Here is a 13,617-nt window from a genome sequence, read left to right as displayed (position 1 = left end):
GGGACCGGCCGCGTGCCGTCGTACGACTCGCAGCCGCCACGCCTGCGCCGGGCGCCGTGGGTGGCGGCGCCGACGCCCTCGAATCTACCTCATCTCTACACGCATGTAGAAGGTGTCCCCGGGCGCCCTCGTCGTCCCGCCGCGGCCCCCACGTCCTCTCTGCCCAACAGGCGCATCCCGTCACCCTTTGTTCTAGTGGAAAAAGTCGCCAATCGACGGAAAAGCCATCATCCAGAGAACCTCCGCGGAGGCCCCACCATGTCGCTGTCGTCCTTCGGGTCCTTCGGGGGCCCCGGCCCCGACCCCTTCTCCGACCTGCTGAACCGCTTCTTCGGGATGACTCCCGGCGCCTCCCCGCCCGCCGTCCAGCGAGTCCCCATCGGCCGGCTGCTCACCGAGTCGGCCCGCGACCTGCTCGGCCGGGCCACCGCCAAGGCCGAGGAGGACGGGTCGGAGGACCTCGACACGGAGCACCTGCTGTGGGCGTGCACCCAGGTCGAACCGTCCCGTTCGCTGCTGGCCAGGGCCGGGGTCGACCCCGACAAGCTCGCCTCCGCCGTCGAACAGGTGCTGCCCGGCGAGAGCCGCACGCCTTCGGCCGAACCCGGTCTCACGCCCGCGGCCAAGCGCGTGCTCATCGCGGCCCACGCCCGCTCGCAGGCGGCGGACGTCTCCTACATCGGCCCGGAGCACATCCTCGGCGCGCTGCTGGACGACCCGAACTCCGGCGCCGGACGCTTCCTCCAGGCACAGGGCACGGACCCGGGCGCACTCTCCCGGCGCGCGGACGCGACGGCGCGCTCCGAGGGCACGCCGTCCGCGGCCAAGCCCGACAGCGAGACGCCGACCCTCGACGAGTACGGCCGCGACCTGACCGCCGAGGCCAAGGCCGGCAAGCTCGACCCGGTGGTGGGCCGGGCCGACGAGATCGAGCAGACCATCGAGATCCTCTCGCGCCGCTCGAAGAACAACCCGGTGCTCATCGGCGAGCCCGGCGTCGGCAAGACCGCCATCGTGGAGGGGTTGGCCCAGCGGATCATCGCGGGCGACGTCCCGCGCACGCTCCACGACAAGCGCGTGATCGGCCTGGACCTGTCAGGGCTGGTCGCCGGGGCGCAGTACCGAGGGCAGTTCGAGGAGCGGCTGAAGAACGTCATCGACGAGGTCAAGGCCGCCTCCGAGTCGACCATCCTCTTCATCGACGAGCTGCACACCGTCGTCGGAGCGGGTTCCTCCGGCGAGGGCGCGATGGACGCGAGCAACATGCTCAAGCCCGCCCTCGCCCGCGGTGAGCTGCACGTCGTCGGCGCCACCACCATCGACGAGTACCGGAAGCACATCGAGAAGGACGCGGCGCTGGAGCGGCGCTTCCAGCCGGTGCTGATCGAGGAACCGAGCGTTCCGGAGACGGTGGAGATCCTGGAGGGGCTGCGCGACGGGTACGAGGCCCACCACGGCGTGCGGTTCAGCGACGAGGCGCTGGCCGCGGCGGCGGAGCTGTCCGACCGGTACCTGACCGACCGGTTCCTCCCCGACAAGGCGATCGACCTGATGGACCAGGCCGGGGCGCGGGTGCGGCTGAAGTCGCTGGGGCGTTCCGGCGAGGAGATCGAGCGCGGGGACGAGCTGGCGAAGCTCACCCGGGAGAAGGACGAGGCGGTCGACGCGGAGCAGTTCGAGCGCGCCGGCGAGCTGAAGGAACGTATCGCCCGGATCGAGTCGGAGCTGGCCGGCATCGAGGAGCGGCGGGAGGGCGTGGTCGAGGTGACCGTCGACGACATCGCCGACGTCCTCGCCCGCCGCACCGGCATCCCGGTCGCCCAGCTCACCGCCAGCGAGAAGGAGAAGCTGCTCAAGCTGGAGGACGCCCTGCACTCGCGGGTCGTCGGCCAGGACGAGGCGGTCACCGCGGTCTCCCAGGCGGTCCGCCGCAGCCGGGCCGGCATGGGCGACCCCAACCGTCCGACCGGCTCCTTCCTCTTCCTCGGCCCGACCGGCGTCGGCAAGACCGAGTTGGCCAAGGCCCTTGCCGAGCTGCTCTTCGGCGACGAGAACCGCATGGTCCGCTTCGACATGAGCGAGTTCCAGGAGAAGCACACCGTCTCCCGGCTGGTCGGCGCCCCGCCCGGATACGTCGGCCACGAGGAGGCCGGCCAGCTGACCGAGAAGGTCCGCCGGCAGCCCTACAGCGTGCTGCTCTTCGACGAGATCGAGAAGGCCCACCCCGACGTCTTCAACGCGCTGCTCCAGGTCCTGGACGACGGCCGGCTGACCGACGCCCAGGGGCGGACCGTCGACTTCCGCAACACCGTGGTCATCATGACCAGCAACATCGGCGCGCAGCTCATCCTCGCCCACCAGGGCGACGTGTCCGAGATCAAGGACGACCTGATGGAGGAGTTGAAGACCCGGTTCCAGCCGGAGTTCCTCAACCGGGTCGACGCGACGATCATCTTCCAGGGCCTGGCCGAGGAGGACCTGTCGCAGATCGTCGACCTCATGCTGGAGCGCAGCGCCCGCCGGGTCCACGCGCAGGGCATGACCCTGGAGGTGACCGACGCGGCGAAGAAGCTGCTGGTCGCCCACGGCCACCAGCCGGAGTTCGGCGCCCGCCCGCTGCGCCGCACCATCCAGACCGAGCTGGACAACCGTCTCGCCGAACTCATGCTCCTCGGCGAGGCCGAGCCGGGCGACCTCATCGTCGCCGACGTCGACAACGACTCCCTGGTCTGCCGGATCGAGCGGCCCCGGAAGTCGGACGCCCCGGACACGGGCGGTGACAAGTCCGGCTCCGCGAAATCCGGCTCCGACAAGCCCGACACCCCGGAGGCCACCGGCGCCTCACCGGCCTGACCTGCACATACGCTCCCCGCTGACCGACCCGGAGTCCTGCACTCCGGGTCGGTCAGCCGCGCGCCTCACCGTTCACCCTTACGGAGAGTTGTCACTGTCAGTGACGGGTGACAAGCTCAACGGCATGACCGAGAACACGACTGACCACACGACTGACCACACGACCGGCACCACCTTCCGCCCTGCCGGCCCGCCCCTGCCCACCTGGCCCGCCGCCCCCGCTCCTGACACCCCGTCCGCCGTGGTCACCGCCCTGTGGGCCCGCATGCAGGCCCGCGACTGGAGCGGCGTCGCCGCACTCCTCGCCCCGGACGCGGTCGTCGACTGGCCGGTCAGCGCCGAGCGCCTCCCCGACCGCGACGCCTACGTGGCGGTCAACGCCGCCTACCCCGAAGGCTGGACGGTCCACGAACCGCGGGTCATAGCGCAGGGCAGCACCGTGGTCTCCGAGGTGCGCGTCGACCACGAGGAGGTCGGCACCCACGTCGCCGTCTCCTTCTGGACCGTGGAGAACGGCCTCATCACCTCCGGCCGCGAGTACTGGACCATGCCCGGCAGCGACCCCTCCCCGCCCTGGCGGGCCCCCCATGTACGCCCGCTGTGACACCGGACGGGCGGTGCACCGGGGCTCCCGCCACGCGCCGTCAGCCTGCGGCGAGCACCTTGCGGTAGACCTGCCGCGAACCGCCCTCGGGGCCGGCCGGGGCCTGCTCGGCCGGGGAGAAGCCGAGCGAGGAGTAGAAGGCTCGCGCACCGCTGGTGACGGCACCGGGGTGGTCGGCGCCGAAGGTGACCACCTCCAGCGTCCCCGGACCCCGGACGTACCTCTGGACGGCCTCGGCCATGAGGGCACGGCCCACACCGGTGCCCCGCGCCCGCTCCGAGACGACGATCCAGTGCACGTGGTGGACGGGCGGCGCACCGCCGAAGAGCAGCCCGCCGGCAAGGCTTCCCCCGTCCGCCACCGCGACCAGCGCCCGCTCCTCCCGGACGTGCCGGTCCAGGGCCCGGTGGAAGCCGGGCTCGTCGACCATCGGGCCGAACCAGTGCTCCACCTCGGCGGCCAGGGAGAGCAGGCCGGGAACGTCGGAGCTGAGCGCGGGTCTGACGATCATCCGCCGAGCCTAGCGGCACACCGCGGGCCCGGAGCCGGGCCGCACGTCCTGCCCGGGCCCCGGCCGGCCGGACACCTTCTAGAGTCCGCCGCCGGTCTCCGGCCGGACCACGATCGGCTCGCCCCACATCCGTACGACCTCGAAGGAGGTGCTTTCCCGCACCAGCCGGTAGGCGGCGGCCCGGTCGGCCTTGCGGCGGCAGGCGGCGAGGAAGAGTTCCGCCTCGCGCTGGTCCCGGCGGGGGGTGCCGCAGAGCTGCCAGGCCTGGCCCGACCACGCCTCGGGTCGCCACCTGACCATCGGCTCCGGGGTGTCGGCGGCGATCCCGTACCGCGAGGGCACCGGCAGGGGGCGGTCGCCGGCCTCGTCGGCGGGGGCGCCGCCCCAGCGGTCGCGGTAGGCGGAGCGGTGGCTGGAGCGGCGCCGGGTCTCGCAGAGCAGGCAGCCGTCCGGGGCCGCCTTGTCCACCGGGCCGTACGGGTGCTGGGAGCAGCGCGTGGTGGGCGCGGGGCCCGTGGACTCCTCCAGCAGGTCCAGCGCCCGCTTGAGGTCGGCCCGGATCTCGTGCAGGGCCTCCTCGGGCGTATCGCCTCGCAGCTCGTCGCCCGACTCCCCGAGCACCCGGAGCATCCGCCCCAGCGCCACCATCTGCGCGTGATTCATCCGGTCCACACCTCCACAACCACGAAACCGGCCACCGGCACCGCACCCGACCGCACCGGACCTCGGATCACCGTCGGCCAGGCTCCCGGTCCCGCCGGGGCCCGCCCGGCTTCTCATCTCGGTGGAGCACGGGTGGGGCCGCCGGTCCGAAAACAGCGACGACCCCCGGCCAGAGAGCCCCTGACCAGGGGTCGAGCGGTAGGCCGTGTGGGACTCGAACCCACAACCAATGGATTAAAAGTCCACTGCTCTGCCAATTGAGCTAACGGCCCGTGCCGATCGGCACACCCGAGCATAGCCCGCCGGTGGCCGAGAGCCGATGGGGTATCGGCTCCGGGCCCGTCGGAAGGGTGCGGCCGGTGCAGCGGCGGTGCGGGGACCGCCGCTGCACCGGAGGTGCCGCACCGGTCAGAAGATCCCCTTGTAGGTCAGCCACCCGGTCGTGATCTTGGTCCGGGACGAGAAGGAGCCCTTGCCATTACCGGTGTTGCGGTACACGACGCCCTTGTTGTCGACCACCAGGAGGTCGTTCTTGCCATCGCCTGTCATGTCGCCGACGCCCAGCACGTGGGTGTAGGTGCTGCCCCACTTGGTGAACACGGTGACGCGGCTCTTCAGCGTCCCGTCGCCCGCACCGTCGTAGCGGTAGAGCGTGCCGTCCTTGGCGCGGGCCAGGACGTCGCCGTGACCGTCACCGTTGAGGTCACCGGCACCGACCACGTGCGTGTAGGTCCACCCGGTGCGGATCTTCTTCCCCGCGCCCAGCTTCCCGGCCTTGGTGCCGGGGAAGACCCAGATGTCGCCGGTGGAGCTCTTCCGCGCCAGCAGGTCCGGAAGGCCGTCCCCGGTGAGGTCACCGGGCGAGGTCAGCACGTTGTACGCCTCCCAGCCGCCGCCGAGCGAGGTGCGGGTGCTGGTCTTGGCCGGCGGGTGACCGCAGACGCCGTCGTAGCGGTAGAGGTTGCCGACCGTGTTGCGGACGAGCAGGTCGTTGCAGCCGTCGCCGGTCAGGTCGCCGAAGGGCACGTAGGTGTACTTGATGTGCCAGCCGGCGCGGCTCCACTTGTCGTGGACGCCGGTCGCGGGGAAGTCGTGCGAGGTGAGGGTGCCGTTCTTGTTGACGGTCAGGACGTTGCCCCTGCCGTCCGCCTGTTCGTCGCGGTAGGCGGCGGTGCCGCCGCTGACCTGGACGGTCCCGGTCTTGACCGGCACGTAGGACGACTCACCCGCCGCCTTGACGCTCACGGTCCAGGTGTGGGCGCCGTTCTGCGGCTTCCCGCCGCCGGTGGCGAGGCCGTCCCAGGTCGCGGAGATCGAGGCGGCGGTGCGCGCGGTGCCGCTGACCGTGGCGACCGTCTTCCTGGTGACGTCGGTGAAGGTGACCTTCCACGCGTCGGCCGGACGGCTGAGCTGCCAGTGGCCGGTCCACGGCTCCTTGCCGCCCGCGCGGACGAAGTTCTGCTCGACCCGGGACTCGATGGAGGCGACGGGCGAGCGGGGAACGGGCACGTCGGTGATGTGGACGCGCTGGTCGGCGTCGACATGGGCGACGTTGCCGCCGAACGGGTCGACGGCCCAGCCGATGCCGTGCCCCGGCTCGACACCGGAGGCCAGCAGGGTCGTGGCCGGCTTGGTACCGGCGCCACGGGAGAAGTCCGTGACCATCAGGTCCTCCCCGGTGGCCCGGACGAGGAAGCCGTCGCCGAGGCGGGGCTCACCGCCTGCCGGGACGCTGACGCTCTTGCCGAGGCTCTGGTCGAAGACCCCGGCCTTCGTGCCCCCGCACGCCCAGTAGATCCAGCGCCCGACCGCCTGGAGCGTGGTGGGCTTGCAGCCGGAACCGGTGTCGACGGCGGCGGCGGTCTTCTTGGTCTTCACGTCGTAGGCGGCGACGGTGCCGGCCGCCGTCGCGGGCTTCCAGACCTTGTTGCCCCACAGCGCGGCAGCGGTGGCCGTGAAGGTGTGGATGACGTTGGAGTCGTAGAACTTCTCCAGGTCGCCCACGGCGTACTTGGCGGAGCCGCGCTCCTTGACCAGGACGTGGCGGCCGGTGGCGGCGACGATCTCCGGGCGCTCCCAGCTCATCGGGCCGATGACGCGCGAGGCGTTCTGCCCGAGCGGGACGCTGACGCCGTTGCCGCTCGGGTGGGCCGCCCACCCGTTGCCCAGCGCGGTGAGGCTGGCGCAGGAGGGGCCGCCGTCGGGGCACGCCTTGTAGTCGCCGAGGGAGCGGGTCACGGTGTCCGGCCCGGAGACGACCCTGGGCGTGCCGGAGGTGGTGAGTTCGTAGGAGCGGAGGGAGGGCTGGCCCTGGACGGGGTCGGTGCCGACCGTCAGCAGGCGGCCGCCGGCAAGGGCGAGCCCCCGCACCGTCCCCGCCACCGGCGGCAGCGCGTGCACCGGCGCGGTGGTGGGCCGGCCGTCCGCGCCGGCGCCGATCCGGTGGACCGCCCAGTCGGAGGCCGACGCGCCTCCGGCGACCAGCACGCTCCCGTCGGGAGCCGGGGTCAGCCGGGCCTGGGCGTGCGGCAGCACGGTCACCGGGTCGCCGCCACCGATGCGGACGGCGGAGAGCGGCTGGCCGATGTGGTGGTCGGGCTGCGCCTCCTGGTGCACGACGAGCAGCTGGTCGCCGGCGATCTCCAGCGCCATCTGGTGCCTGGTCGTGGTCTTTACCGGACCGGGGACCACGGTGCGGACGACGGGTGCGTCCAGGTTCCGGCGGTCGAGGGTGAGGACCTGGGGAGAGCTCGAGTCCCAGCCGGCCACGTAGCGGTCGGTCAGGGTGACCCTGCTGGGCGTCGAGGCAAGACCGGCGAAGAGCGGAGTGGTGGTGCCGGTCGCGTAGTCGAGGAGGAACGCCCGCTTCACGGCGTCGGCGCCGCGTACGCCGATGACCGCGGCCTCGTGGGTCTGGGCAAGGACGTTGACGAAGCTCTCGCCCTCGCCGAGCGGGATCTCCTGGTCCGTGACGGTGCCGTCGGCCGCGCCGCGCAGCAGGTGCATGACGGTCCGGCCGCCGGTCTCGCGGCTCGTGGTCAGCACGGTCGAGCCGTTGTGGCCGCGCTGCCAGGTCTGGTTCTTCGGCAGGACGATCGTGACCGAGGGGGCCTTGCCCTCCAGCGGCCGCAGCTCCAGGGTGCGGGCGGCGGGCGACCACCAAGCGCCCAGCGTCCCGTTCCACCAGGTGGCGTTCTCGGCCTTCCGGGTGGTCCCGGTGGCGTACTCCGTGTACTCCACCGCGCGGCCCTCCTCCCGGTGGAGGAAGCCCTGCTCACCCGCGACGAACACCTCGTCCACGCGTGGCTGGAAACGGGACGGGGCGTCGATGACGGCCCCGGCGGGCGCGGCGGCGGGCGCGGCGGCGGCCGAGCCGGGCAGGGCCACGGCCGACACCAGTCCGGCGGAGACGGCGAGCGCGCAGACGGCGGCCACCGTCGGGCGCAGGCGGGCGTGCTGGGCCAAGGAGATCCCCCCAGGGATGCGATGCGGCCCGTCCACGGCCGGTCGGCGGGGCGGCCCACGGCCGGCGTCGGCTCTGCGGGGGCCTGCCCGGCGGCCCGGAGGGGACGGCGGTCCGCGTGGTCCCGGTTCCCCTGGACCGGTCAACTCCGGCCCTGCCCACGCGTGATGACGGATGTTAACAGTAGAGATTTTGTGACGGAAGCGTGGGGTACTCGAAACGGAATGCCTGGCGGGGGAGGGCGAGGGAGCGTCCCCGGCGGAGAGAGGGCGGCGGGGGCCGTGCCGCCGGCCCCCGCCCGGGTGGAAACGGAAGAGCCCGCCCTCTCCGTGGGAGGAGAGGGCGGGCTCTTCGAAGCGGTGGGCTCACCGGCGGGACGGGGTCCCGGCCGGGGTCACCGGCAGGATTCAGCCGTTGCGCTTCCAGCGGGGCTTGTCGTCGCGACGCCCGAAGGAGGACGAGGACGAGGAGGACGGGCCACCCCGGTGGTCGTCGCGGCGGCCGTAGGGACGGTCACCGCCGGTGCGGTGGCCGCCGGCCGGGCGGTCGTCGCGGCGGTCGCGGTTGAACGGACGGTCGCTGCCACGGTGGCCGCCCGAGGGGCGGTCGTCACGGCGGAAGCCGCACGGTCACCACCGCGGAAGCCACCACGGTCACCACCGCGGTCGTCGCGACGGAAACCGCCCTCACGACGGTCACCACCACGGTCGTCCCGACGGAAACCGCCCTCACGACGGTCACCACCACGGTCGCCCCGGTCGTCCCGGCGGAAGTTGTTGCGCTCACGCTCGCGCTCGCGCTCCTCGGCGGCGAGCGCCGCCTCCGCCTCGGCCGCGACCTCGGCCTTGGCGGCCTCGGTCACCTCGGCCACGGCGGCCTCCGGGTCGTCACCGCGCTCGCGGGCGGCGCGGGCGGTCAGCCGCTCGGCCTCCTCGCGGAGTTCGGCGGCGCGGCGGGTGGCGCGCTCCAGCTGGCGGGTGAGGTCGCCGACCTCGCGCTCGGCCTGCTTGGCGGAGTTGTCCGCCGAGTCGGCCTGGACCTCGGTGAGCGAGCGGGCGCCGGTGATCTCGGCGACCTCCGGGTCGAAGACACCGCTGCCGCCCACGATGTGGCGGGTGGCGTCGACGCCGGCGTCCTCCATGAGGCGGAAGATCTGGCGGCGCTGGTGCGGCAGCGACAGCGACACGACGGTGCCGGAGCGGCCGGCGCGGGCGGTACGGCCCGAGCGGTGCAGGTAGTCCTTGTGGTCGCCGGCGGGGTCGACGTTGAGGACCAGGTCGATGCCGTCGACGTGGATGCCGCGGGCGGCGACGTCGGTGGCGACGAGGACGTTGACGTGGCCGTCCTTGAAGTCGGCCAGCGTCCGCGTACGGGCGCCCTGGGTCATGCCGCCGTGCAGCGCGTCGGCCTTCACGCCGGACTCGCGGAGCTGCTCGGCGACACGGTCGGCGCCGAGCTGGGTGCGGACGAAGATGATCGTGCGGCCCTTGCGCGCGGCGATGGCGCCCGTGACGGGGGCCTTGTCGCGCGGCTTCACGATGAGGATGTGGTGGCTCATGGTGGTGACGGCGCCCTGGGCGGCGTCGACCTCGTGGCTCACCGGGTTCTTCAGGTAGCGCTTGACCAGGCTGGAGATCTCGTTCTCCATCGTGGCCGAGAAGAGCATGCGCTGGCCGCCCTCGGGGACCTGGTCGAGCAGCTCGGTGACCTCGGGCATGAAGCCCAGGTCCGACATCTGGTCGGCCTCGTCGAGGATGGCGATCTCGATGTTCTCGAGCGAGCAGGCGCCACGGTTGATGATGTCGCGCAGACGGCCCGGGGTGGCGACGAGGATGTCGACGCCGCGCTCGAGGGCGTAGATCTGGTTGCCCATCGAGGTGCCGCCGCAGACGACCTTCATGCGCAGGCCGAGGACGTCGCCGTACGGCTGGAGCGCGTCGGCGACCTGCATGGCCAGCTCGCGGGTGGGGGTCAGGATGACGCCGCGCGGCTTCTTCTTCTCGGTGTGGCCGCCCGCCAGGGAGGCGAGGAGCGGCAGACCGAAGGAAAGGGTCTTGCCGGAGCCGGTGCGGCCACGGCCCAGGATGTCCTTGCCCGCCAGCGCGTCCGGGATGGTCGCGGCCTGGATCGGGAAGGGCTTGGTCACACCGTTCTGGGCGAGCTTGCGGACGACGCCCTCGGGCAGGCCGAGGGAGGCGAAGGTCACGCCGTCGTCCTCGGTCTCCGCCTCGTCGTCGGTGGCCTCGGCGTCGAGCTCGGCGACGTCGGCCTGCGCGGCCTCGTCGGCCTCGGGCAGCTCGGCGGCGGGGATCTCGGCCGTCACGGCCTCGGGGGTGATGGCCTCGGCGGCCGGGATGTCGTCGTGCCGCAGCTGGGACTGCTCGGGCAGGACGGTGTGGTCAGTGCTGGAAACGGACATGCGAAATGCGAAACCTTCCGGAGTCTCGGCACGCGCCCATTACTCCGTGAAGTCGCAACTTGATGAAGTCGCAATCGACCGCCTCAGTGCGGTCCGGCCACGGCTAGGAAAAGAGAACGCGCCACGCGGCGCTGGTCGGCCCCTCCCCTTCGGATGAAAGCGGGGAGAAACAGTGCGCCGGGCAAATGGGATCAAACGATCTACCACCATACGCACCCCTCCCCCGTCGTGGCAAACCCGCAGCCCGGAGCCGTACGTCACCCTTCGCCGGACCCCTCCGGCCCTTCCGGCCCACCGGACTCCGGCCCGGGCTCCTCCTCCCGCGCCACCCCCGGCGCCGACTCGATCGCCTGCCGGTACATCGAGGGCGTACCCGCCGGGCCGGGCCGGCCGTCGCCCCGGCCGCTGCCGTCCGGGACCTGCGGCGGAGTCCCGCCGCCGGGCTCACCGGGCTCCTCCACGGGCGGCGTCGTCGGCCCCGGCTCGGGGTCCGGGCCCGGCTCCTGGGGCGGCGGGGTGCTCGGGTCGGGCTTGGGGTCGGGCCCCTTCGGCGGGTTCGGCGCGGTGCCGCCGCCCGGCCCACCGTGTCCAGGATCACCCGCGCCGGGCGGCCGGGGCGACGGGGTGGGCCCGGACGGCTCGTCGGTCGGCTCGACGGCCCTGCCGTCCTTGCCCCGGACACGCCGGCCGTCGCCGCGGCCCTCCCGCCCGTCGCCGTCGCCGCGCTCGGCCCCGTCCTCGCGCCCGGCGCCGTGGCCGCCGTGGAAGCCGCTGCCGCCGGTGCCGTGCTCGGTTCCGCCGTCGGGGGCGGCCTTGCCGTCCTTCGGGGAGGCGGTGGAGGAGACGGGCGAGGCGTCGTCGGCCTCCTGGCCGACGCTCATGCAGCCGCTCGCCGAGGCGACGGCGGCCACCACGGCGAGAAGACGGACGGGACGGGACAACTGGTGCACTTCGGGGCCTCCCGGCGTACGGAGCGGAACTCCCCTGCCCAACTCCCCACGCGCCGCGCAGGACACGAAAGACGGGCCCGCACGCGACAATGGCCGGGTGCTGGAAATGACTCGCGATGCCTTCGAGGAACTGGTGAGCCAGGCCCTCGACCAGATCCCGCCCGAGCTGACCCGCGTGATGGACAACGTCGCCGTGTTCGTGGAGGACGAACCCGACCCGTCCGACCCCGAGCTCCTCGGCCTCTACGAAGGGACCCCGCTGACCGAGCGCGGCGAGTGGTACGCGGGCGTGCTGCCCGACCGCATCTCCATCTACATGGGCCCCACCCTGCGCTACTGCGACACCCCCGAGAAGGTGGTCGACGAGGTCGCCGTCACCGTCGTCCACGAGATCGCGCACCACTTCGGCATCGACGACGACCGCCTCCACGAACTCGGCTGGGGCTGACCGCCCCCGGACCCACCCGTTCCACACCGCCGCGCCCCCGCCAACTCCCCGCCGGGGCACGGCGGGAGGCATGTCCCGGCGCCGCCATGGGCAGGCGCCGGGCATGGCCGACGCGACGGAGGAACCCCCCCGGCGGACCCGCGCCCACCGCGGACAGCCCGCCCCGAAGAGCCCCACCGGTACCGCACCCCTCCTGACCGTCCGCCCGGAACCGGGGCCCCTGCGCCGCTGGGCCGGGCTGACCGCCGTGGTCCTGCTGGGCGCCTGGCTCGGCCTCCTCGCGGTCGGCAGCGTGGGCGCCCCCGTCGGCCCCATGGACACCCGGATGACGCTGCGCCCCTCGCTCACCGGCGGCACCAAGATCAACGTCTCGCCGCTCGGCGCCCTGGAGCTCGACTCGCACGTGGCGCCGCTCCGCCTCGACGTCGACGTGGACCGCCTGGACCCGGACCGCTCGGCCGCCCTGGTGCAGAACCCGGCGCTCTTCTCCCAGCTCGGCGACGAGGTCTCCGCCGACGTCCAGGACGGCACCCTGCACCTCGCGCTCCGGTCGGTGGGCGCCGTCGTCGTCGGAGCCACCGCGCTCGGCCTGATCGTCTACCGCCGCCCCCGCCGCGCCCTGGCCGCCGGCGGCCTCTCGCTCGTCCTGCTGGCCTCCTGCGGCCTCGCCGCGTACGCCACCTGGAACCCGAAGTCGGTGCTGGAGCCGAAGTTCTCCGGCCTGCTGACCAGCGCGCCCTCGGTGGTCGGCAACGCGCGGTCGATCGTCAGCGAGTTCGACGTCTACCAGAAGGAGCTGGCCCGCCTGGTCACCAACATGACCAAGCTGTACGACGCCACCTCCACCCTCCCCGCCTACCAGCCGGACCCCGGCACCCTGCGGGTCCTGCACGTCTCCGACATCCACCTCAACCCGGCCGCCTGGCACATCATCGAGTCGCTGGTCGAGCAGTACGAGATCGACGTGATCATCGACTCCGGCGACACCATGGACCACGGCTCGGCCGCCGAGAACGCCTTCCTCGACCCGGTCGGCCGCCTGGAGGCGCCGTACGTCTGGGTGCGCGGCAACCACGACTCGGCCGCCACCCAGCGCTACCTCGGCAAGTTCAAGAACGTCCGGGTGCTCGACCACGGCAAGGCGGTCAACGTCGGCGGGCTGCGGATAGCGGGGATCGGCGACCCCGCGTACACCCCCGACCGCAGCCAGGAGGCGGCCGGCGACCCCGGGGAGGTGGCGGCCGGGATGAAGCTGGCGGCGGAGCTGCGCCGGCAGACGGCGGCCGGGACACCGGTGGACATCGCCGTTGCGCACAACCCGGTCGCGGCCAAGGAGACCGACGGCGAGGTGCCGCTGGTCCTCGCCGGACACCTGCACAACCGCAAGACGCAGCTGCTGCCCGGCGGCACCCGGCTGCGCATCGAGGGCTCCACCGGCGGCAGCGGCCTGCGCGCCATCGAGCAGGACTCCCCGGACCCGGTGATGGCCTCGGTCCTCTACCTCGACCGCGACACCCGGCAGCTCCAGGCGTGGGACGAGATAAGCCTGGGCGGGCTCGGCCTGAGCACCGCCGAGGTCAGCCGCCACCTCCCCGAGGAGAACCAGCCCGGCGCGAAGCCCTCGCCCGGCGGCTCCGAGAGCCCGTCCCCGGGGCCCTCCACACCCCGGCCCAACCAGTGACCTGACCGGCCGCGGCGGGCGCGGG

At 73.1% G+C, this 13,617-nt stretch carries 8 protein-coding genes, 1 tRNA gene and 1 pseudogene; 4 read left to right on the top strand and 6 right to left on the bottom strand.

All coding sequences use genetic code 11. The features are described from left to right. Positions 1–258 precede the first annotated feature (258 nt). Both IF45_RS0127540 and IF45_RS31635 read left to right on the top strand, forming a co-directional pair. Complete coding sequence (locus IF45_RS0127540) at positions 259–2,853, top strand: ATP-dependent Clp protease ATP-binding subunit (protein WP_030310131.1); 2,595 nt, start codon at positions 259–261, stop codon at positions 2,851–2,853. Between the two features lie 124 nt (positions 2,854–2,977). Beyond that, positions 2,978–3,457, top strand: a complete 480-nt coding sequence (locus tag IF45_RS31635; RefSeq protein ID WP_235617836.1) for a nuclear transport factor 2 family protein — start codon at positions 2,978–2,980, stop codon at positions 3,455–3,457. Positions 3,458–3,497: 40 nt separating this feature from the next. On the opposite strand, the gene IF45_RS0127530 is transcribed toward IF45_RS31635, so the two are convergent. From IF45_RS0127530 to IF45_RS0127505, 6 genes and pseudogenes are all read right to left on the bottom strand, one after another. Beyond that, positions 3,498–3,968: a GNAT family N-acetyltransferase gene (locus IF45_RS0127530; protein WP_030310127.1), complete on the bottom strand. Its 471-nt coding sequence runs from the start codon at positions 3,966–3,968 to the stop codon at positions 3,498–3,500. A gap of 78 nt (positions 3,969–4,046) precedes the next feature. Continuing rightward, complete coding sequence (locus IF45_RS0127525; RefSeq protein ID WP_008411173.1) at positions 4,047–4,631, bottom strand: hypothetical protein; 585 nt, start codon at positions 4,629–4,631, stop codon at positions 4,047–4,049. Between the two features lie 199 nt (positions 4,632–4,830). Then, positions 4,831–4,903, bottom strand: a tRNA-Lys gene (locus IF45_RS0127520). 136 nt (positions 4,904–5,039) lie between these two features. After that, positions 5,040–8,096, bottom strand: a complete 3,057-nt coding sequence (locus IF45_RS0127515; RefSeq protein ID WP_030310125.1) for an FG-GAP-like repeat-containing protein — start codon at positions 8,094–8,096, stop codon at positions 5,040–5,042. A gap of 405 nt (positions 8,097–8,501) precedes the next feature. After that, positions 8,502–10,513: pseudogene (locus IF45_RS31630) on the bottom strand (DEAD/DEAH box helicase). Between the two features lie 257 nt (positions 10,514–10,770). Continuing rightward, on the bottom strand, positions 10,771–11,463 hold the full coding sequence (locus IF45_RS0127505) for a hypothetical protein (protein ID WP_030310123.1): 693 nt from the start codon (positions 11,461–11,463) through the stop codon (positions 10,771–10,773). Positions 11,464–11,560: 97 nt separating this feature from the next. Between IF45_RS0127505 and IF45_RS0127500 the strand changes: the two genes are divergently transcribed. Further along, complete coding sequence (locus IF45_RS0127500; protein ID WP_003949545.1) at positions 11,561–11,911, top strand: metallopeptidase family protein; 351 nt, start codon at positions 11,561–11,563, stop codon at positions 11,909–11,911. Between the two features lie 103 nt (positions 11,912–12,014). After that, positions 12,015–13,592 (top strand): metallophosphoesterase family protein, encoded by a 1,578-nt coding sequence (locus tag IF45_RS0127495; RefSeq protein ID WP_030310121.1) that lies wholly within the window; start codon positions 12,015–12,017, stop codon positions 13,590–13,592. Positions 13,593–13,617 lie beyond the last annotated feature (25 nt).

It is taken from the genome of Streptomyces albidoflavus, assembly GCF_000719955.1.
Taxonomy (GTDB): Bacteria; Actinomycetota; Actinomycetes; order Streptomycetales; family Streptomycetaceae; genus Streptomyces; species Streptomyces albidoflavus.
Note: the sequence above shows the minus strand (reverse complement) of the source record. Positions and strands in the feature narration are given on the sequence as shown.

Excerpts from the sequence above, each read along its gene's own strand:
- IF45_RS0127540 (WP_030310131.1), top strand. The coding sequence starts at position 259 with ATGTCGCTGTCGTCCTTCGGGTCCTTCGGGGGCCCCGGCCCCGACCCC.
- IF45_RS0127525 (WP_008411173.1), bottom strand. The coding sequence starts at position 4,631 with ATGAATCACGCGCAGATGGTGGCGCTGGGGCGGATGCTCCGGGTGCTC.
- IF45_RS0127495 (WP_030310121.1), top strand. The coding sequence starts at position 12,015 with ATGGCCGACGCGACGGAGGAACCCCCCCGGCGGACCCGCGCCCACCGC.
- IF45_RS31635 (WP_235617836.1), top strand. The coding sequence starts at position 2,978 with ATGACCGAGAACACGACTGACCACACGACTGACCACACGACCGGCACC.
- IF45_RS0127530 (WP_030310127.1), bottom strand. The coding sequence starts at position 3,968 with ATGATCGTCAGACCCGCGCTCAGCTCCGACGTTCCCGGCCTGCTCTCC.